Genomic DNA, 19403 nt, shown 5'->3' with positions numbered 1-19403 from the left:
CAAGGGCCTCGTCAGCCATCCCTGGGGAGCTGACGAGGCCCTTGCCATTTTCATGTGCGCCGCTTACAGCTTCACGCAGACGTTACGCAGTTCGGTGTAGAACTCCAGCGAATGCACACCGCCTTCGCGACCGATACCCGACTGCTTGGCGCCACCGAACGCCGTGCGCAGATCGCGCAGGAACCATGCGTTGATCCAGCACACGCCGACCTCGAGCGCCGCGCCCATGCGGTGCGCCCGACTCACGTCCGACGTCCACACAGTGGCCGCCAGACCGTATGGCGTGGCGTTCGCCATCGCAATCACTTCCTCTTCGGTATCGAACGGCGCGATGTGGCAGCACGGTCCGAAGATTTCTTCACGAATGACCGAGGCCGTTTCCGGCAGCCCCGTCCAGATCGTGGGCTGCACCCATGCACCGTCCTTCATCGACGCCGGCATGTCGGGCACCCCGCCGCCGGTCACGATCGTCGCGCCTTCCGCACGCGCCTTCTCGTAATAAGACAGCACCTTTTCGCGATGGACCTGCGAGACGAGCGGACCGAAGTTCGTGCCTTCGGCATACGGATCGCCGAGCTTCAACGATTCGGCGCGTGACTTGAGCGCGGCCACGAAGCGCTCGAAGATCGGGCGTTGCACATACACGCGCTCCGTGCCCAGACAGACCTGGCCGCTGTTGTCGAACGCCGAGCGCGTAATGCCTGCCACGGCCTTGTCGAAGTCGGCGTCCGCAAACACGATGCCCGGATTCTTGCCGCCGAGCTCGAACGACACCGGACGCACGCCGTTGGCTGCGGCCTTCATGATGGCTTCGCCGGTGCGTGTCTCCCCGGTGAAGGTGATGCCGTTGACGCCCGGATGCTCGGTGAGGAACGCGCCCGCCGACTCGGGGCCGAAGCCGTGCACGACGTTGTACACCCCGGCCGGCACCCCGACTTCGTTCATCACCTCGCCCAGCAACGTCGCCGTGGCGGGCGTTTCCTCCGACGGCTTGACGACCACCGTGTTGCCGAACGCGAGCGCAGGACCGACCTTCCAAGTCATCAGCAACAGCGGCAGGTTCCACGGGCAGACGACTGCGATTACGCCGCGCGGCGTGCGCACGCCGTAGTTCAGCGCGTTGCCGCCGTCGGGGGTCGTCATGGCAAACGATTCCGTCGGCACGTTCTTGATCATGTCCGCGAACACCTTGAAGTTCGCGGCCCCGCGCGGGATGTCGAGATGGCTCGCGAGGCCGTGCGGCTTGCCGGTATCCGCGATCTCGGCCGCAAGGAAATCGTCGAAGCGCCGATTGATGCCGTCGGCCACGGCGTGCAGCAATTCCACCCGCTGCGCGACCGTCATGCTGCCCCAGGGACCTTGCAGCGCCGCGCGGGCCGCACGCACGGCGGCGTCCACTTCGGCGCGTCCGGCTTCGTGGACGTGGCCGATCAGGCTGTTGTCGACAGGGTTGCGGTTCTCGAAGGTACGGGCAGTGGATACCCACTCACCGTTGATGAAGTTCCGGAAATCCTTCATGTCTCACTCTCGCTTGTGTCTTGGATGGATGCGGGCGACACCGCCCCCCATGGCGGGGGAAGCGACGTCGACATGACGCACACGATAAGTCTGCCGATCGGTCCTCGTCAACATTTTCTCGAGAATTTTTTATTGTCTCGACTATTTTCCGATTTTGCGAAAATCTTCGGGAAGCTCCGTATAATCTCGACACGCCGCGCCGACAGGCACTTTCCTCCTGAATCGCCGTAACACCGCTCATCCATGCACAGTCCCCAGTCCTCCGTTCCGAGCGCCGACGCCACATTGGCCCAAAGCGCCTATCTGCGCTTGCGCAGCGACATCGTCGAAGGGCATCTTGCGCCGGGAGAAAAGCTACGCGTCGAGCATCTGAAAGATCGTTACGAAGTGGGCGCGGGAACGTTGCGCGAGGCGCTGGCGTTGCTGGTGGCGGACGCCCTCGTGGTTCAGCACGGTCATCGCGGCTTTCGCGTCACGCCCATCTCGCTGGCCGACTTCATCGACATCACCGAGACGCGCGTGCAATTGGAGACCGAGGCGCTTCGTCAGTCCGTGGCGCTTGGCGACGATACGTGGGAAGCCGACCTGACGAGCGCCTTCCATTTGCTCACGCTCGCCGAAGAACGGCTGGGAGATCCGGCGAACGACAAGACCGGCGACAGCGGCCGGTTTGCCCAATGGGAGACGCGTAACCGCGCGTTTCACGAGGTGCTGATTCGCGCGTGTCCGTCGCGCTGGCTGCATCACTTTCTGGCGATTCTCTATCGCCAGTCGGAGCGCTATCGGCGCTTGTCGATCACACATCGTCCGGTCCCCCGCGACGTGCATGAAGAGCATCGGGCGATTTTCGACGCCTGTCTTGCACGCGACGCCGACAAGGCAGCGTCGTTGCTTGCGGCACACATCCGCAAGACGCTTGAAGCGGTGCGCGAGCTGCCCGACGCCGTGATCAACGCCGGAACGGTGCCGCTCGCGACCGTTCGCTAAACATCGCCCTCATCGACCCATGGCATTCAGCGCGGCAGACTGTCGCGCACGATCTGTGCGAAGTAACGCGCGCCGAGCGGAAGAATCGCGTCGTTGAAGTCGTAGCAGGCGTTGTGCAGCGGGATCGCACCCGGCTCATCGCCGCTGCCGTTGCCGATGAAGGCAAAGTTGCCCGGCACGTGCTGCAGGAACACACCGAAGTCCTCCGACGCCATCACCGGCGCGACGTCCGCGTCGACCATCGCCTCGCCTGCGACCGCCATGGCGGCACGCACGGCCAGTGCCGTGTTCTCCGCCCAGTTCATCGTCGGTGCGAACTCGTGCGTGTACTCGAACTCGCAATGCGCGCCGTGCATGGCGCAGGCGCCCATGCAGATCTCGCGCATGCGCGTCTCCAGCAGTTGCTGCACATGCGGGGTATAGCTGCGTGTGTCGCCCTTGATCACGACGTTCGTCGGGATCGCGTTGCGAATGCCGTCCGTGATGAACTCGGTGCATGACACCACCGCCGAGTCCGCCGGGTCGACACTGCGCGAGAGCACCGTCTGAAGCGCCACGACGATCTGTGCGCCGATCACCAGCGGATCCACGCCCATATGCGGGCGCGCCGCATGCGTGCCCTTGCCGCGGATGCGGATAACGAAATTGTCCTCGCTCGCCATGATCCCGCCGGCGCGCGTGGCAATGCGCCCCGTCGGTATGCCGGGCATGTTGTGAACCCCGTAGATCGCATCGATGGGAAAGCGCTCCAGCAGGCCGTCTGCGATCATCGCCTTCGCACCTCGGCCATGCTCCTCGGCCGGCTGGAAGATGAAGCGCACGGTACCGTTGAAGTCGCGCGACTCGGCGAGCAATTTCGCCGCGCCCAGCACCATCGACATATGGCCATCGTGACCGCATGCGTGCATCTTGCCGGGCACTTGCGACGCGTAGCTGCGCCCCGGCGCCTGCTCGGCGATCGACAGCGCATCCATGTCGGCGCGTATGCCGATCGCGCCGGTGCCGTGACCGTTACCATTACCGACCCGCAGATTCGCCACGATGCCCGTGCCGCCAATGTGGCGATGCACTTCCAGACCGAGGCTTTCGAGAATCGTCGCAACCGTGTGCGACGTCGAGACCTCCTCGAAACCCGTCTCCGGCTGACGATGAAAGGCATGCCGCCAGCCGGTGAGCGCCTTTGCGAAATAAGTCTCTTGCGCGATGTCCTGACGCATCCGTACCCCCTTGCCGTGATCGATTGTTGCGTTAGCGAGCGAGCCACGCCTGCTGGCGTTGCATGACCGACGATGCCGGTTCTCCCACGAGCGCGGCATAGACGGCCGGCGCTGTCGCGCCCTCGGTGCTGATGAGCAGCACGCGCGCGTCCGGCGTGAGGCCCAGCGCCGTCGCCATCGCCGGTGTCGCCGCCGCGTGCATCAGTCCGGCAAGCCCGGCGACACCCGATTCGCCCGCGACGAATGGCACGTCGTTGTCGCTGCCGCGCGCGAGTTGCTTCATTGCCTGCACGGCCTGCGCATCGGTGACCGTCATGAACGCATCGACCGACGATTGCAGGAAGCGCCAGGCGAGCGGCGACGTTTCACCGCAAGCCAGCCCCGCCATCACGGAATCCACCGATCCGCACGCCGATGCCGGCTTGCCCGCCATGGCGCTCTGATACAGGCAGTCGGCCTGCGCCGGCTCCACGACCACGAACGTCGGGCGCCACGCACCCCAGCGCTCCCAGAGATAACTCACGACCCCCGCCGCCAGGCCGCCCACGCCGCCTTGCACGAAGACATGCGTGACCGGACACGCGGCATCCTGTTGCGCCGCGCCGTGCGCCAGCGTCTCGCAGACTTCCGCCGCCACGATGCCGTAGCCCTGCATGACGTCGCGCGGAATGACCTCATATCCCTCGTAGGACGTATCGGATACGACATACCAGCCGTTGCGCGCGGCCAGCGCCGCCGCTTCGGCGACGGACTCGTCGTAATTGCCCGCGATTCGTACGATCTGCGCGCCGTACGCGGCAATCGCCTGCTCGCGCTCGTCGCTAACATGCGCATGCAGGACGATGACACAGCGACAACCGATGCTTTGCGCCGCTGCGGCCAGCGCGCGGCCGTGATTGCCGTCCGTGGCGCTAATTGCCGTAAATTCGCTCAGTGCGTCGCGATGCTCGCCCCTGAACAGCGACCGGGCCGTAAAGCCTTGCCCTTCGAACCGACGCAACAGCAGGCGAACCAGCGCGATGGGCGCACCGAGCGCCTTGAAGCTGCCGAGCGCGGCGCGCTGCGCCTCGTCTTTGACCAGCACGCTGCGCACACCAAGCGACGCCGCCAGATCGGGCAACGAACGCAGCGGTGTGCTGCCGGGCGTCAGGCCGTCCCAATGGGAAAGCCACTCACGGCTCTGCTGTGCGCGGGCGATGCTCATGATGTCCTGAAGAACGGCCGGGTATGGCGCACGCGTGGCATGCGCATTGAGGTGAAGCATCGGGGGGGCTCCGTGATGGCGGGATGTGAGAACAGCGCTCCCGCGATTAATGTGCGACGCCGAGACGTCGGGCAACGACATCGAGCAGCACTTCGGCGCCGCGCACAAGCTGATCGTCGTCGGTATGCTCGCGCGGGTTATGGCTGATGCCGCCACGGCTCGGCACGAAAATCATGGCCGCAGGCGCGATGCGCGCGATCATCTGCGCGTCGTGACCCGCGCCCGACGTCATGCGCCGGTACGACAGCCCCATGCGCTTTGCGCTGGCTTCGATGGCATCGGCCAGTTCCGCGTCGAAGACAACCGGCGAGAAACGCGCGAGCCGCTCGGTCGAGATGCGAACGCCCTCTTGTGTCGCCATCCTCGTCAGAAAATCGCTCAGCATGGCTTCGCTTTGCGTGAGACGTTCATCGTTCGGGTCACGCATGTCGACAGTGAATACCGCCTTGCGCGCAATCACGTTGATGACACCCGGCTCTAGCTTCATCGTGCCTACGGTCGTGAGCGTCGTGCCGGACTCGACGGCAATGCGCCGAAGTTCGGCCACGGCGGCGGCGGCAACGTAACCGGCATCGTGGCGCAGGCGCGTGGGTGTCGTGCCCGCATGGTTCGCGTTGCCCTGCACCGTGATCTGTTGCCACGAGATGCCCTGCAAACGTTCCACGACGCCGATCTCCAGCCCTTCCGCTTCGAGAACCGGACCTTGTTCGATATGCAGTTCGAGATATTCGTGCGGCACGAGGGTGCCCGGCTCCATGTCGCCGGCATAACCAATGCGAACGAGTTCGTCGCCCAGACGAGCGCCATCCGTGCCGATCGCATCGAGCGCCTCGTCAACCGACAAGCCACCCGCGTGCACCAGCGACCCCATCATGTCGGGGTGAAAGCGCGCGCCTTCCTCATTGGTGAATGCCGCGACCGTGATTGGACGCGACGGTACGATGCCCGCCTCGCGAAACGCCCGCGCAACGGCCAGACCGGCGAGCACGCCGTAGCAGCCATCGAGCGCACCGGCGTTGATGACGGTATCGATATGCGAGCCCATCATCAGGGGACGCGGCTTCGCTCCGGAGGCGTCGTGCGCACCGCTCTCGCCCGGCAGCGTGCCGAAGATGTTGCCGATGCGATCGACCTGTACATCGAGATCGAGCTCGCGCATCCACGCGACGACCCGATCGCGGCCAGCCTTCTCGTCGTCGGTGAGCGCCACGCGCGTGCGTCCGCCGGCGACGGGGTCGGCGCCGATCTCGCCGAGTTCGCGCAGTTGTTGCAACATGACAGGGCCGTTCAGACGGAGGGCGGAGGCTTTCGTGTCGGACATGAGTCGGTCGTTGTACTTGTCGGAATGGGAAGACGTTCAGCAAACGCAGCCGATGAAGCGCCAATGCGAGGATCCGGGAAGTCGCCGCTAGCGGAGTATCATCTGGCTGCCTGAATAATATTCCGGAGAGCGCGTACGATTTGCGCGTTTTCGGCGTCTCGATCGAACTTTTATTGCGCCCATGAGCCTCGACAGCTACGACATCGCCCTGCTCGCGGCGATCCAGCAAGACGCGACGACACCCCAGCACGCACTGGGCGCGCAAGTGAATCTGTCATCGGCCGCCGTGAACCGGCGACTGAAGAAACTGGCGGACGAAGGGGTGACGCGCAAGACGGTGTCGCTGGTCGACCCGGAACAGGTGGGCTACCCGCTCACGATCATTACGGAAGTCGAGGTGGAGAATGAGCGCCTCGACCTGCTCGACGCGATGAAGCGCAGCTTTCTGGCGTGCCCGCAGGTGCAGCAGTGCTATTACGTGGCAGGAGAATGCGACTTCGTGGTGATCATGGTCGTGCAGAACATGGCGCAATACACGGCGCTCACGCGTGCGCTGTTCTTCGAGAGCAACAACGTCAAGCGCTTCAAGACGCTGGTCTCGATGAGCAACGTCAAGGTCGGGCTGGAAGTGCCGCTCGACGCCGTCGCCGCGCGCTGACGGGCATTGTGCGGCGGGCGCCTGGATCGACGAGCAACGAGTAAAGCGCGGCGAGGCGTGCTCAGGACGCCGCCCCGATTTCCTCTCGCAGCATCTCGACGAACGTGCGCATCGTTGCGACGCGTCGCCGCGCGATGGCCTTGCTCGCGTTCGTCGTCAGCCCGTCCTCCAGATGAAAGAGCTTTGCCTCGAAGTGATCGAGTGCAAAGCGGCGATCTTCCAGCGCCCGATCCCCGGCAAACGGATCGATCGGATCGTACAGGCGCGAGCCCATGCGTCCCGCGACATAGAACGTGCGGGCGATGCCGATGGCGCCAATCGCGTCGAGCCGGTCGGCGTCGCGCAGGATACCGGCTTCGCGCGACTTCGGCGCGATGCCCGCCGAAAAGCTGTGGGCCTCGATGACGTGCGCGGTGGCGTCGATACGTTCGGCCGCCCAGCCCATCGCCTGCAAGATGCCGCGCGCCTTGTCGGCCGACAGGCGCGAGGCCTGCGAGCGACGCGGGTCGTTCTTCTCGACCGCTACGCAGTCGTGCAGCAGCGTGGCCACTGCGAGCATTTCCAGATCGATCGCCGATTCAGACGATTCGGATGCATCAGACGATTCGCGCGCTTCGTGCGCCGCGATCTCCTTGACCAGCGTCCACACGCGAATGAGATGCGACCAGTCGTGCGAACCGTCGTCGCTGTCGGCGTGTGCCGCCATGCCCAGTGTGTCCAGCACGGCGGCAATCGTCGACTCGTAGGGGGTGAAGGCGTGCGCGAGCATGTGATGTAAAGACCGTCGATGCAAAGCACACGATTTTACCTGCGGACAACGAGAAAACCCCGAAGACCTTCCGATCTTCGGGGCGCCTCCAACGTTACCTGCTGTTGTGCGTCAAAGGCGCTTCGCCTGACGAATGCTGCGCAGGAACGCGCGTGTGCGCTCCTGCTGCGGATCGCCGAAGATCTGCTCCGGCGGCCCTTCTTCGCAGACCGCTCCGTCACACAGGAAGCAAACCTTCGATGCCACTTCGCGTGCGAATCCCATCTCGTGCGTGGCGAGCAGCATCGTCATGCCTTCGTGCGCCAGATCGCGCACGATGTTGAGCACTTCGGACACCAATTCGGGATCGAGCGCCGACGTGATTTCGTCGAGCAACAGCACCATCGGGTCCATCGCCAGCGCGCGTACGATGGCCACACGCTGCTGCTGTCCGCCCGACATGCGATCAGGGTACTCGTTGGCCTTGTGCGCAAGACCGAAGCGTTCGAGCAACGCCATCGCGCGGGCTTCGGCTTCACGCCTGGGCTGCCTGAGCACGCGGATCGGTGCAAGGGTGACGTTCTCCAGCACGGTCATGTGCGGGAACAGGTTGTAGCCCTGGAACACGATACCGATGTCGCGGCGCAGGGAATTGACGTCCACGCCCGGGCCGGTAATGCGCTCGCCGTGCACGAGAATCTCGCCCGCGTCGATCGGCTCCAGGCCGTTGATACAGCGCAGCAGCGTCGACTTGCCGGAGCCGGACGGCCCGATGAGGCAAACCACCTGATGCGCTTCCACCGTCATCGCCAGACCGTTGATGACCGACACGTCGCCGTACGACTTGGCAATGTCGCGAATCTCGATGAATGACATGGTCGTTCGCTCCTCAGGCGCCACCCGCACGCATGCGGGCACGGTCGCGTTTTGCCATCCGTTCCACGAAACGCACCTGCGGAACCGAGATGATGATGAACAGAATGGCTACGGTCGTTGCCGCCGACAGGTTGTAGTGGTTCGACGCGATCACCATCGACTGATTGAAGGCGTCGATCACGCCGACCACGTTCACGAGCGCCGTGTCCTTCTGTAACGCGATGAAGGCATTGAGCAGCGGCGGAATGATCTGACGAATGCCCTGGGGCAGCACCACGAAGCGCAACGTCTGCGTGTACGACAGGCCGAGCGAGCGTGCTGCGGCGACCTGAGACCAGTGCACGCCCTGAATGCCGGCGCGATAGATCTCTGCGACGTAAGCCCCGACGGTCAGCGTCAACGCAATCACCACGTAGGTGGTCAGCGACAGATCCTTCAGGATCGGCACGCCGGTGAGCGGCAGACCGAAGCCGACCAGATAGATCACCAGCACGGCAGGCATCGCCCGGAAGATGTCGACATAGGCCGTGGCGATGAAGCGCAACGGCTTGCCGGCGTTGCCCGGGGCGAACATGGCCAGCGCAACGATCAGTCCCCAGATCAGCACGAAGACTTCCGCAATCAGGAAGATCTTCACGTTCACCCAGAAGGCTTCGAGCACGAGCGGGAACGTCTTGACGATCAGCGGCACGAGGAAGAATGTCTTCGCCACCGCCAGATCGTTCGCCAGGACGAACTGCAACGCGAGCACGACGATCAGTTGCGCCAGCGTGTAGCCCAGCGTGATCCAGCTTTGCACGCCGGCTTCCGACTTGGCGACGCGCGCCGCCACGACATCGTGTCGCGATGTGGCACGCCCGAAGTCCCGGTAGCGCGCAACCGCGCGCGCGAGCGGCCAGAGCACGACAAGCGACGCCACCCCGAGCACGCCGGTACCCACCGGCACCCACCAGCCACCGAGCTGATTGGCAAGCAGCCCCTCACGAAACGCGATGATCGTATAGACGCTGCTGGCGATGGCAAGCGCCGCCCCCAGCAGGGCACACAGACACAACACCGTGGGCGCGGCGGGCATGCCGCCGATGTTCAGGCGACGCTCCCGGCCCATGCTGCCGAGGATCGCCCCCGGCGCCTTTTGCGTGGATTGGCTCATGGTCGTGGCGACCTCACGGCGTCAGGACAGGCAGCTTGGCGGGATCGGCACCGAGGCTCGGCACAAGATATTGCGTGGCCAGACGGTCGAACGTGCCGTCTTTTTTCATCTCGGCGATCAGTTTGTTGAATGCCGCGAGATTCGGCGAGTCCTTGTTGACGAGGCCGCCCCATTGTTCGCTGGTGTCGTAACGGCCCACCACTTCGAAACGGCCTTCCGACTTCTTCGCGATGGACAGCACGTTCGGCGTGTCGTACAGCACGGCGTCGACCTGACCGGCGGCAAGGGCGGCGTACATGGCCGCGGCGTCGGTGTAGACCTTCGGATGCTCGGCGACCTTCACCTTGTCCGTCAGGTACGGCAGGATCGTGGTGCCCTGCTTCACGCCCAGACGCATCTTCTTGATGCTGTCCTTGTCGACCTTCGTGCCGGTCTTCACGAGAATGCCCTGATCCGAGCTGAAGTACGGGTCGGTGAAGTTCACGACCTTCTTGCGCTCATCGGTGATGGTGATTTCGCTCAGCGCGATATCGAAGCCCTTCGCCTGTCCTGCCACCACCTGCGCAAACGAGCGGTTGACGACGATCACGCGATCGAGACCGGCACGGTGGGCCATGTTGGCGGCCATGCAGTACTCGAAGCCGTCCTTGATGGTGTCGGGCGAGTCGCCGTTCCACCAGCCGGGCGCCGGCAGCACGGGACGCACCGACAGTGCGCCCGGCGTTACCGTTTCGAGCTTGACCGAACCGCGCGTGCCGGTGACCTGGCAGTTGCCGTAGTCGGGAGCCGCCGAGGCAGCCGTCGACAGCGCACCGAGGCCGCCCAGCATGAGCGGAATGAGCAGTGTGCGCAGCGGGGCGGTCTTGCGGATTGCGCGTTTCTTGTCCTGCCGTTCGATCGGGGTCATGGGGAAGTCTCTCCTTGCGTCTTGCGTTTGTAGGTTCGGCGCTGCGAGCATCGCAGCTTCGCAGCTTCATAGGGTCATGGGATTACAGCGGCAACGCGGCGGCGGGCTGGGCGATGCCGCCATGCGGCTTGCCGGCGCCGACGTCGCCCCACAGGACGGCGTGGTCTTCGGGCAACGCGCGCGAATTCGGCACCGACAACCACAGACGCATGAGCATACGGTCCTGACCGGTCTGCACGTCGTCCACGAAGGCGGTGCGGCCGTGGTACACGATGTGGTTGTTCAGCAGTTGAATGTCGCCCGGGGCGAAGCGCATCTGGAAGCACTCTTCTTCGGCCAGCGCCAGGAGCATCTGGATCGCTTCGTGCTCGGCGTCGCTGAGCTTGCGCACGCCCGGAAGCATCTGGGCGTTTTCAATATAAGTGAGCGAGAAGTGGCTCGTCAGCTTGCCGTCTCGCACGCCGAAAATCGGCAAGTCGTAGGCAATGTGCTCGCCGCCGGCTTCTTCGCCGAAACGGCTGCGCGGGATCGGCTTGCACAGCAGAGCGTGCAGGTCGGGGCGACGCTTGAGCATCTCGTTGTAGACGGTCGCACTGCTGGCGAGCTTGCTCACACCGCCTTCTGACGCCTGACGCACACACAACAGGCCCACGACATCGCAACGATCGGTGTGAAAACGCAGTTGGCCGGGAGATAGCGTACGGGCGCCCGACGAGAGGAACTGCTTGCCTGAGCTGTCGACGGTCGCGCCATACAGCTTCGCGCCCACGCCCATGCCTTCGTCCTTGATTTCGCGCATGACTTCGCCACGGCAGTTCTGGAACATCGGCGTGCCCAGATGCGCGCCGAGCGCGTACCAGATGCGACGGAGCGCTTCGGCGTCGTAGCGGCTCACATCGAGGCCGCGGATCTTCACCATGCCCGAACCGTTTTCGAGTTCTTCGCGAACGTCGTCGAAAAATGCGCCCGCGTCGGGCAGCGGAAAGTTCTGACGATTGATGTCGCGCCAGGCGACGTTGCGCGTCTGCTCCAGCGCAGCATCGATCTGATTGAGCACCACCGCCGGGAACGTCTTGACCCAACGGTCGTTGTTCAGCATTTCGGCACCGCGCCACACGGCAGCCCCCTGAAGACGCTTCGATTCAGACATGAAATCCTCCTGATAGATGTGGATGAGTCGTTCGCCCTACGTTGTATATACATGTAAAGACATTACACCCAGGTTCTCGATTCCGGCAATCAGGGGTTGCGTCGGATCAGGGAAAGTCCTAGCCCTGGAAAACAACACAGCGGCGAGGCGTCCTGGATACGCTTTACATGGCCACGCGGGCGCACACAGCGCCTCGTTGGCACACGACAGGCGAGACAGGTGACGGGCACGAAGTCCCGCGCGGGACTGCCCGACTGCCCCGGGACACATGACCCGGGTCACACGGACTATACGCGAACATAAATGTTGCCGTATATGATTTATTCATTTCGTATACGATTTTGCGCAAACAACGACGGCCGGGAGTCGTGTTTCCCCGTGACGAAAAGACTGAGGTAACGCTTACGCCTTCGCGTTCAGCCGGAAGAACGCCATCACTTCGCGTTGTGTTTGTTCGAGGTGTTTGCGCAGCAGTCGCACAGCCGTTTTGGTGTCGCCGGCGGCGCAGGCGCGATGGATGGCGAGGTGCTCGTCAGTGGAGCGCTGGTGATCGTTGACCGCAGACAGATGCGCGCGCAGAAAGCGGCCCATGCGCTCCTGAGCCGCGTGCGCCGTAGCGACCAGACGTGGGCGATTGGCCGGCGCGTACAGTGCCTGATGGAAGGCAAGATTCAGTTCGCTCCACGACTGTGGCGTGTCCGCTTTCGCGTAGCGTTGGAGCCACTGCTCTGCCACGGCCAGATCACTGGGCGCCATGTTGGGCACGGCCAGTTCCAGCGCGCGGCATTCGAGCGCGATACGCATGTCGAGCATCTCGACACAGTCGCTCACCGTGAGCGGCGTGACAAACGCCCCGGCATTGCGCTTGAGCACCACCCATCCTTCCGATTGCAGACGCATCAGCGCCTCGCGCACCGGAATCTTGCTCACGCCCAGACGCGCCGCAATCTCGTCCTGACGAATCGGCGCGCCCTCAGGCAATTCGCCCGACAGAATCTGCCGACGAATTTCCGCATGGGCGCGTTCTGCCGTCGACAGGGAGGCGGTATCGCCGTTAGCGGGCGAGTGTGCAGGAATGAATCGGGTCACGGAGACGTTGGACAAGGCCGGAGTGAATGGCACCCAGATTATACAATTGCACCATTCCGTATACGTTTCGGCTTGGCGTCCCAAACCCGTCGTCTCACCCCGGCAGTCACGTCGCTCATTTCCCCGCCTTCAGCCGCGAGGCGGGGACTCGACCGGTGGCGTGCCGTCGTGGAACAGTGTCTTCAGTTGTGAGCGAAGCGCCGGGGAGTCGGCGTGCTTGTGGACCGTCACCGCATGCTGAACGGCCGCCTCCAGCAACTCGTTCTCCGAGTCTGCGCTGAGGGCGACGGAGCAGTTCGTTTCACTGGGAAATTCCCGGCAATCGATGTATTTGCGAGTCATGATGGTCTCCTGATACCGAACGAAGCGACGGGGCGGGCGAACAAGGCGTTCGCTCAAAAAAAGTATAGGTCGCAGGCGCCCCGCGCGGCATTCGTGGCATTCGTGGTGTTCGCGGCTTACCTTGCCCAGACGACGAGCAGATGCAAAGGCAACGTCACCGCAGCGGTCAACGCGACGCCCGCACACCACAGGGCCACGAACCACAACGCCTGTCGACGTCGGCGCCGGATCTTTTCGCGCGCATCGCCGGTAGGTCTCATCGCGTATCTCCCGGCGTCGCGCGGGCCCTCAAAATCTCCGGCATGCACTTTCGAATCTCGTCGACGGCATGCCGAATCCGCAGCGGGAACGGGTGCTTCGACTGGATCAGCAGATGCAGGTCCAGAGGGGGGACTTCGTATCCGGGAAGGACCGGCACCAGGCTGCCATCTCTCAGCGCATCGATACCCGCCGGCACTTTGATTACGCCGATACCCGCCGCGCTGCGCAGCATGTCGTACATCGGCCGCCAATGACTCGTCGTCATTGCGGTGCGAATCGGTGCAGCGTCTTCGTGTCCCCAAGGATCGATCAACGGCAACTGCTCGCTGTCGAAATCGCCTTTGATGCGAATGAACGGGTGGTCTGCCAGATCGTCCCTCCCGTGAATCGCGCTCGCACGTGCCAGGTACGACGGCGCGGCCACGAGCATGCGTGGCACCTGCCCCAACTTGCAGGCGACGAAACTGCCGTCCGTCAATCGTCCAAGTCGAAACGACAGGTCCACCCCCTCCGAGATCAGGTCAAGGGCACGATCCTCCAGCACCAGATCGAAGGTCATCGACGGGCAGATATCGCGCAGGTGGCGCAACGCCTCGGGAATGATGCCCTCGCCAAGGCAATGCGGCGCCGATATCCGGAGGTATCCCTTCAACAGCGCGTGGTCTCGCGACACTTCGGAAACCGCCTGCGCGGCCGCCTCGACCACCTGCTTGCTGTGCGTGTAAAAAATCTCCCCTTCCGGCGTGCACTTGAACGCCCGAGTCGTGCGTTGCAGCAACTGACAGCCCAGAAACTGTTCGAGACGCTCGATGCGCTCGCTCACCGCCGATTGTCCGATGCCGAGATCGCGCGCAGCGCTAGAAATGCCGGCGCGCTCGACGACGCGCGTGTATACGCGCATGGCCTCAAGCAGGTTCATCGCGACCTCCCGCGGTGAGCTTTCGAGCAGGGTCGGGCAAGCGTGCGCCCGCGATCGTCATGCGCGCGAACATCGTATGCGTTGCCCGCGTGATTTGCAGTCTTCCTTCTTCGGTCGCCATGATCGTGCCTTCGATATCCATTGACTGAAGGGTAGTGCTTGGAAACCGATGTGTGAGTGCACAAAAACGGCGACATCCGAAGAGTACAGTTCTGATAGAGTTGTGCGAGCCCCGCGCAGACCATCGGAATCCGAGGTGCAGGGCGGGACGTTGTCAGGGAGCGAGCACGAAATGAGACTTTACGAGACGCTGGCGGGCGACATCGAGGGCCAGATCCGCAAAGGTGTCTATCAACCCGGGGAACGTCTGCCCTCGGTGCGGCAAACGAGCCAGCAGCGCCAGATCAGCATTACCACGGTCATCCGGGCCTACTTGTTGCTCGAAAGCCGTGGCCTGATCGTCAGTCGGCCGCAATCGGGATACTTTGTCAGTGCGCGCGAAGGCGGCGGTGCGCAGCTCGCCTCGCCGGTCAGTCCAAAACCGATTGCCATTTCGGCTTCTGTCGACGTGAGCCGACTGGTACTGTCCACCCTTCGATCGATCTCGGCTAACGACGCCGTTCCACTGGGATCGCCCTATCCCGATCCAGCCGCATTTCCCTTCGAAAAGCTCAACCGCTACGCGTATTCCGCCGCACGCGACGATTCGTTGCGCGGCATGAAGAACGCGCTGCCTCCCGGTCATCCCAAGCTGATCCGACAGATCGCCAAGCGTTACTCCGAGAAAGGCGTGAGCGTCGATCCTGCCGAGATCATCGTGACGGTGGGCGCGACCGAAGCCATCAATCTCTGTCTTCAGGCCGTCGCCAAGCCGGGAGACGTAGTGGCCGTGGAGTCGCCGACCTTCTACGCCATGCTGCACGCGATCGAGCGCATGGGCATGAAGGCCATCGAGATTCCGACCGATCCGGCGCGCGGCATCGACGTGCAGGCGCTCGCCGCTATCGCGAAGGAACAGCGCATCGCGGCATGCATGGTCATGCCGAATTTCCAGAATCCGCTGGGTTTCGAGATGCCGGACGATGCCAAGCGGGCCTTGGTGGCGCTGGCCACCGAGCTGGAGATGCCCATCATCGAAAATGGCGTCTACAACGAGCTGTATTACGGCGAGTCGTATCCGACGACGCTCAAGCAGTTCGACACCGCCGGACTGGTACTGCATTGTTCATCGTTTTCGAAGACGCTGGCGTCGGCCTACCGGATCGGCTGGGCGCTCCCGGGGCGATACCGCGATCAGGTCGAGAAACTGAAGTTTCTGAACACGCTCACGACGGCGTCCATCCCGCAGATCGCGATCGCGGAGTTTCTGGAGCGTGACGGATACGAGCATCATCTGCGCCGACTTCGCAAGACCTATGCCCAACAGGCCAATCTCATGAAGGCCATCGTGACGCGCTTTTTCCCCGAGGGGACGCGACTTTCGAATCCTGCCGGCGGCTACGTGCTCTGGGTGGAATTGCCCCGCGCGGTCGACGGCATGAAGCTCTATGAGCAGGCGCTCGAGCGCGGCATTACCATCGGGCCCGGCTACATGTTCTCAGCCTCCGGCAGCTACCCCAACTTCATTCGCCTGAACTACAGCACACCGTGGTCGCCCGAGATCGAGCAGGCCGTCATTACGGTCGGCAAACTGGCCGGCGCCTGCGCACGGCAGAGCGTGCCGACGCCTGGCGCGCGGTGAGCGGTCTCATCGCCCGCGATTCGCGCGCATCGATCGCACGACGCCTGACGGAACGACGCACGCGCTACGGCGGCTTCAGCCGCCGACCAATGACATGCGAATCGTCGGATACTGACGTTTGTCGCCGTGCGCGCCGCGCCGGCCCCGACGTTCGGAATAATTGTCACCGCGTGACTGCCAATGGGTGCGAACCGCCTCCGCGAGCCGCGCCGGCGACGCCCCGTCGCTCAGCCACGGCCTGAGGTCCATGCCCTGGGTGGCGAACAGACAGGTATAGAGTTGCCCGTCGGAGGACACCCGCGCCCGTGTGCAATCGCCACAAAACGGCTGCGAGACGCTGGCGATGAAGCCGACCTCCGAGCCGTCGTCCTCGTGCCGGTAGTTGACGGACGTGCTGCCGGGTCTCACGGCGTCCGCGGCGTCCACGGCGACGAGCCGATACATCGACGCCACCCTGTCGCGCACTTCACTGGCTGTCACGACACGCGACATGCCCCAGCCTGCGGCACCGCCCACGTCCATGTATTCGATAAAGCGAAGCGCCACCCCGGTGCCTTTGAAGTGGCGTACCAGCGGCAAGATCTGGCTGTCGTTCACGCCGCGCTCGATCACCGTATTGACCTTGACCGGCGCGAGCCCCACCGCACCGGCAACGGCAATGCCCTCCAGCACCCGCGCGACCGGCGTATCGGTGTCGGTCATGCGCCGGAACACCGCGTCGTCCAGCGCATCGAGACTCACGGTCACGCGCGTGAGTCCGGCGTCGCGCAGCGCGCGCGCCTTGTCCTTGAGCAGCACGCCATTGGTCGTCAGCGCAATCTCCATGGGGCGGCCGTCCCACGTCGGAATACGGGCAAGCCGCTCGATGAGATGTTCGACGCCGCGTCGCAAAAGCGGCTCGCCGCCGGTAATGCGGATCTTGTCGACGCCCAGCGAAGCAAAGGCGCGTGCCAGCGTCTCCATCTGATCGAACGATAGGCGCGCCGAGGCCGGCAGGAAAGGATACCCGGCGCCAAACGTGTCGCGGGGCATGCAATAGGTGCACCGGAAATTGCACTGATCGATGACGGACAGGCGCAAATCGCGAAGCGGCCGCCCGCGCAGGTCCACAACGGGCGCGCCATGCTCGCCCGGTTGCGCTGACGCAGCGGATATCGAAACAACGGGAAGGTCGACGATGGCGTTCACGAGACGGACCGTATTCGGCTAGACATGGGGAGTGATGTCCACAGCATAGGCGCGCCATCCGTCGCCAAGGATGACAGTTCGCCGCTGCGTGACGAAGTACAGTTGCGCCCCGGCATCCCGCCCGCTCAGGTCAGCTGATACGGAAACTTCGGCGTGACGGGGTCCGGCAGCTCACGCCCGCAGAGTTCGAACACCGAACGCTCGATATTGCGCGTCATGGCGTCGAGCGCCAGCGCATTCGGCGCAACGCCGAACGGTTCGGCCACCTCGTTGGCGATCGCCTCCAGTGCGATCAGCGTGTAAGAGATAAACACGCACAGCAATGGCGTGAAGAACTCCGTCGAATCGACCAGACCGAACGGCAGCAACATGCAGTAGGTGTAGACCGTGCGGTGCAGCAGCACGCTGTAGGCGAACGGAATAGGTGTCGACACAATGCGCTCGCACCCGCCGATCGTCTTGCCGAGGTCGACGAGTTGCGCGTCGACGGTCCAGAACTGCGCGTCCGTGAGCGCCCCCTGCGCGTGCGCGCGGCTCACGCGTTCACGCAGCAGGTGAAGTATCGCCATGGGGCGGTACTTCCGGTTGCCGAGCCAGGCCGCCTGTCCCGGTCCCAACAGCTTGCTCAGATCGTCATAGGGATCGCTGTCGCGCAGTTCGTGCTTGAGCGCATAGGTCACGGCCACGGTGAGATCGGCCACACGCTGCGCTTCACCGCCGGCAGGCAGGTAGCACAACAATTGCGACACGAGCGCGCGCGACGCGATCAGCGCATTCCCCCACAGGTGACGTGCCTCGTTAAAGCGCTCGTAGCTGGCGTTGTTGCGAAACGCCAGAAAAATGGCAAGCGTGAGCCCGAACAGCGTGAGCAGCGTGGTGTTGAGCGGGATCTTTTCGCCGAAGATTCGCCCCTGCGTGAAGACGGCCAGACTGCTGACCGCCCCCATGAACAGAAGCTGAGGAATGATCGACTGCAAGACGGAACCGTTCCAGACGAACAGGAGACGGAACCAGCTTTGTTTGGGCCGGACAATCATGACAGCGTGAATTCAAAAGTTAGTGATAGCCGGCGTCGTGCTCGCGGACCTTGCCCCGGAACACCCGGTACTGCATCGCGTTGTAGACGAGAATGATCGGCAGCACGATGGCCGTGCCCACGAGCGCGAACTGCTGGCTCTGCGGGCTGGACGAGGCCTGCCAGATGGTGAGCGAGGGCGGCAGGATGTTCGGCCAGATGCTGATAATGAGTCCGCTGTACCCAAGAAAGCACAGGGCGAGCGTCAACACGAACGGCGCGGCTTCATGACGCAGGCGCACCGAACGGAAGATCCCCGCCACACAGGCCACGACCAGAATCGGCACGGGCAGGAACCAGCCCAGCATGCCGCTGGCGAACCAGCGCTGCGCCACGCCCGGCAGGCCGAGCACCGTCCACAGGCTGACCAGCGCCACCATGCCGAGCAGCACCGTGACCATGGGGCGCATGAGCAGGCGCATCTTGCGCTGCAACTCGCCGTCCGTCTTGAGGATGAGCCAGCCACACCCCAACGTTGCATAGGTGACGAGTACGCCCATGCCGCAAAACACGCTGAACGGCGAGAGCCAGTCGAACGGGCCGCCGGCAAATTGCTCGTTCACGATCCGGATGCCCTGCAACAACGACCCCAGCACGACACCCTGACAGAACGCCGCGAGCGCCGAGCCGCCGATGAAGGCGAGATCCCACAGATGTTGCGTGCGGCGTGCCTTGGCGCGAAGCTCGAACGCGGCGCCACGAAAGATCAGACCGACCACCATCATGATCAGTGGCAGGTAATTTGCCGGAAGCAGTGTCGCGTACACGACAGGAAACGCGCCGTACAGCCCGGCGCCGCCCAGCACCAGAAACGTCTCGTTGCCGTCCCACACCGGTGCGACCGTGTTGAGCATGACCTGGCGCTCGCTCTTGCTGTCGAAGAACGGAAACAGCAGACCGATGCCGAGATCGAAGCCGTCGAGGACGACGTAGATGAACACGCCCAGGCCGATAATGGCCGCCCAGACCACAGGTAGATCGATATGCAT

General features: G+C 63.7%; 19 protein-coding genes. 3 read left to right on the top strand and 16 right to left on the bottom strand.

Translation table 11 applies throughout. The features are described 5' to 3' along the window. Positions 1–63: 63 nt before the first annotated feature. Positions 64–1518 (bottom strand): 2-hydroxymuconic semialdehyde dehydrogenase, encoded by a 1455-nt coding sequence (locus tag UC34_RS03250; RefSeq protein WP_044453924.1) that lies wholly within the window; start codon positions 1516–1518, stop codon positions 64–66. Positions 1519–1761: 243 nt separating this feature from the next. Between UC34_RS03250 and UC34_RS03245 the strand changes: the two genes are divergently transcribed. After that, a complete protein-coding gene (locus UC34_RS03245; RefSeq protein WP_044453922.1) occupies positions 1762–2505 on the top strand; it encodes a GntR family transcriptional regulator in 744 nt (247 codons plus the stop codon). Between the two features lie 26 nt (positions 2506–2531). Here UC34_RS03245 and UC34_RS03240 read toward each other — a convergent pair whose 3' ends face one another. From UC34_RS03240 to UC34_RS03230, 3 genes are read right to left on the bottom strand one after another with little or no spacing between them, the layout of a single operon-like run. Next, positions 2532–3722 (bottom strand): M20 aminoacylase family protein, encoded by a 1191-nt coding sequence (locus UC34_RS03240; RefSeq protein WP_044453921.1) that lies wholly within the window; start codon positions 3720–3722, stop codon positions 2532–2534. Between the two features lie 31 nt (positions 3723–3753). Beyond that, a complete protein-coding gene (locus UC34_RS03235; protein WP_044453920.1) occupies positions 3754–4986 on the bottom strand; it encodes a diaminopropionate ammonia-lyase in 1233 nt (410 codons plus the stop codon). Between the two features lie 46 nt (positions 4987–5032). Further along, positions 5033–6307 carry a Zn-dependent hydrolase gene (locus UC34_RS03230; RefSeq protein WP_044453919.1) on the bottom strand — a complete coding sequence of 425 codons (1275 nt, stop codon included), beginning with the start codon at positions 6305–6307 and terminating at the stop codon, positions 5033–5035. 181 nt (positions 6308–6488) lie between these two features. Between UC34_RS03230 and UC34_RS03225 the strand changes: the two genes are divergently transcribed. Next, a complete protein-coding gene (locus UC34_RS03225; RefSeq protein ID WP_044453918.1) occupies positions 6489–6965 on the top strand; it encodes an Lrp/AsnC family transcriptional regulator in 477 nt (158 codons plus the stop codon). 61 nt (positions 6966–7026) lie between these two features. Here the strand turns inward: UC34_RS03225 and UC34_RS03220 are convergent, their stop codons facing one another. The 9 genes from UC34_RS03220 to UC34_RS03185 all read right to left on the bottom strand — a co-directional run bounded on the left by UC34_RS03220 (position 7027) and on the right by UC34_RS03185 (position 14410). Further along, a complete protein-coding gene (locus tag UC34_RS03220) occupies positions 7027–7734 on the bottom strand; it encodes an HD domain-containing protein (protein WP_044453916.1) in 708 nt (235 codons plus the stop codon). A 111-nt stretch (positions 7735–7845) separates the two neighbouring features. Continuing rightward, complete coding sequence (locus tag UC34_RS03215) at positions 7846–8589, bottom strand: amino acid ABC transporter ATP-binding protein (RefSeq protein ID WP_044453914.1); 744 nt, start codon at positions 8587–8589, stop codon at positions 7846–7848. 13 nt (positions 8590–8602) lie between these two features. Beyond that, on the bottom strand, positions 8603–9742 hold the full coding sequence (locus UC34_RS03210; protein ID WP_052810880.1) for an amino acid ABC transporter permease: 1140 nt from the start codon (positions 9740–9742) through the stop codon (positions 8603–8605). 13 nt (positions 9743–9755) lie between these two features. Beyond that, a complete protein-coding gene (locus tag UC34_RS03205; RefSeq protein WP_052810879.1) occupies positions 9756–10649 on the bottom strand; it encodes an ABC transporter substrate-binding protein in 894 nt (297 codons plus the stop codon). A gap of 82 nt (positions 10650–10731) precedes the next feature. Next, a complete protein-coding gene (locus tag UC34_RS03200; protein WP_044453913.1) occupies positions 10732–11799 on the bottom strand; it encodes a TauD/TfdA family dioxygenase in 1068 nt (355 codons plus the stop codon). Positions 11800–12201: 402 nt separating this feature from the next. Continuing rightward, positions 12202–12921 carry a GntR family transcriptional regulator gene (locus UC34_RS03195; protein ID WP_237165223.1) on the bottom strand — a complete coding sequence of 240 codons (720 nt, stop codon included), beginning with the start codon at positions 12919–12921 and terminating at the stop codon, positions 12202–12204. A gap of 96 nt (positions 12922–13017) precedes the next feature. Next, a complete protein-coding gene (locus UC34_RS03190; protein ID WP_044453911.1) occupies positions 13018–13230 on the bottom strand; it encodes a DUF1059 domain-containing protein in 213 nt (70 codons plus the stop codon). A gap of 116 nt (positions 13231–13346) precedes the next feature. After that, positions 13347–13490 carry a hypothetical protein gene (locus UC34_RS25605; protein WP_167370631.1) on the bottom strand — a complete coding sequence of 48 codons (144 nt, stop codon included), beginning with the start codon at positions 13488–13490 and terminating at the stop codon, positions 13347–13349. Then, positions 13487–14410, bottom strand: coding sequence for a LysR family transcriptional regulator (locus UC34_RS03185; RefSeq protein ID WP_044453909.1), 924 nt, complete (start codon positions 14408–14410; stop codon positions 13487–13489). The genes UC34_RS25605 and UC34_RS03185 overlap by 4 nt, the downstream gene beginning before the upstream one ends. Before the next feature lie 292 nt (positions 14411–14702). Here UC34_RS03185 and UC34_RS03180 point away from each other — a divergent pair, with 292 nt between their 5' ends. Beyond that, positions 14703–16151, top strand: a complete 1449-nt coding sequence (locus tag UC34_RS03180; protein WP_044453907.1) for an aminotransferase-like domain-containing protein — start codon at positions 14703–14705, stop codon at positions 16149–16151. 75 nt (positions 16152–16226) lie between these two features. Here UC34_RS03180 and moaA read toward each other — a convergent pair whose 3' ends face one another. From moaA to cydB, 3 genes are all read right to left on the bottom strand, one after another. After that, positions 16227–17339: a GTP 3',8-cyclase MoaA gene (gene moaA / locus UC34_RS03175; protein ID WP_072617431.1), complete on the bottom strand. Its 1113-nt coding sequence runs from the start codon at positions 17337–17339 to the stop codon at positions 16227–16229. 125 nt (positions 17340–17464) lie between these two features. Next, on the bottom strand, positions 17465–18376 hold the full coding sequence (locus UC34_RS03170) for a bestrophin family protein (protein WP_044453905.1): 912 nt from the start codon (positions 18374–18376) through the stop codon (positions 17465–17467). A gap of 19 nt (positions 18377–18395) precedes the next feature. Further along, entirely contained in the window at positions 18396–19403 is a 1008-nt protein-coding gene (gene cydB, locus UC34_RS03165; protein ID WP_044453903.1) for a cytochrome d ubiquinol oxidase subunit II, read from the bottom strand.

Origin of the sequence: Pandoraea vervacti (genome assembly GCF_000934605.2) — a bacterium.
Taxonomy (GTDB): Bacteria; Pseudomonadota; Gammaproteobacteria; order Burkholderiales; family Burkholderiaceae; genus Pandoraea; species Pandoraea vervacti.
The sequence above is the reverse complement of the archived record's forward strand: the minus strand, read 5'-3'. Positions and strand labels throughout refer to the sequence as shown.

Coding starts and splice junctions, on each gene's coding strand:
- UC34_RS03250 (WP_044453924.1), bottom strand. CDS start 1,518: ATGAAGGATTTCCGGAACTTCATCAACGGTGAGTGGGTATCCACTGCC.
- UC34_RS03245 (WP_044453922.1), top strand. CDS start 1,762: ATGCACAGTCCCCAGTCCTCCGTTCCGAGCGCCGACGCCACATTGGCC.
- UC34_RS03240 (WP_044453921.1), bottom strand. CDS start 3,722: ATGCGTCAGGACATCGCGCAAGAGACTTATTTCGCAAAGGCGCTCACC.
- UC34_RS03235 (WP_044453920.1), bottom strand. CDS start 4,986: ATGCTTCACCTCAATGCGCATGCCACGCGTGCGCCATACCCGGCCGTT.
- UC34_RS03230 (WP_044453919.1), bottom strand. CDS start 6,307: ATGTCCGACACGAAAGCCTCCGCCCTCCGTCTGAACGGCCCTGTCATG.
- UC34_RS03225 (WP_044453918.1), top strand. CDS start 6,489: ATGAGCCTCGACAGCTACGACATCGCCCTGCTCGCGGCGATCCAGCAA.
- UC34_RS03220 (WP_044453916.1), bottom strand. CDS start 7,734: ATGCTCGCGCACGCCTTCACCCCCTACGAGTCGACGATTGCCGCCGTG.
- UC34_RS03215 (WP_044453914.1), bottom strand. CDS start 8,589: ATGTCATTCATCGAGATTCGCGACATTGCCAAGTCGTACGGCGACGTG.
- UC34_RS03210 (WP_052810880.1), bottom strand. CDS start 9,742: ATGAGCCAATCCACGCAAAAGGCGCCGGGGGCGATCCTCGGCAGCATG.
- UC34_RS03205 (WP_052810879.1), bottom strand. CDS start 10,649: ATGACCCCGATCGAACGGCAGGACAAGAAACGCGCAATCCGCAAGACC.
- UC34_RS03200 (WP_044453913.1), bottom strand. CDS start 11,799: ATGTCTGAATCGAAGCGTCTTCAGGGGGCTGCCGTGTGGCGCGGTGCC.
- UC34_RS03190 (WP_044453911.1), bottom strand. CDS start 13,230: ATGACTCGCAAATACATCGATTGCCGGGAATTTCCCAGTGAAACGAAC.
- UC34_RS25605 (WP_167370631.1), bottom strand. CDS start 13,490: ATGAGACCTACCGGCGATGCGCGCGAAAAGATCCGGCGCCGACGTCGA.
- UC34_RS03185 (WP_044453909.1), bottom strand. CDS start 14,410: ATGAACCTGCTTGAGGCCATGCGCGTATACACGCGCGTCGTCGAGCGC.
- UC34_RS03180 (WP_044453907.1), top strand. CDS start 14,703: ATGAGACTTTACGAGACGCTGGCGGGCGACATCGAGGGCCAGATCCGC.
- UC34_RS03170 (WP_044453905.1), bottom strand. CDS start 18,376: ATGATTGTCCGGCCCAAACAAAGCTGGTTCCGTCTCCTGTTCGTCTGG.
- cydB (WP_044453903.1), bottom strand. CDS start 19,403: ATGCATATCGATCTACCTGTGGTCTGGGCGGCCATTATCGGCCTGGGC.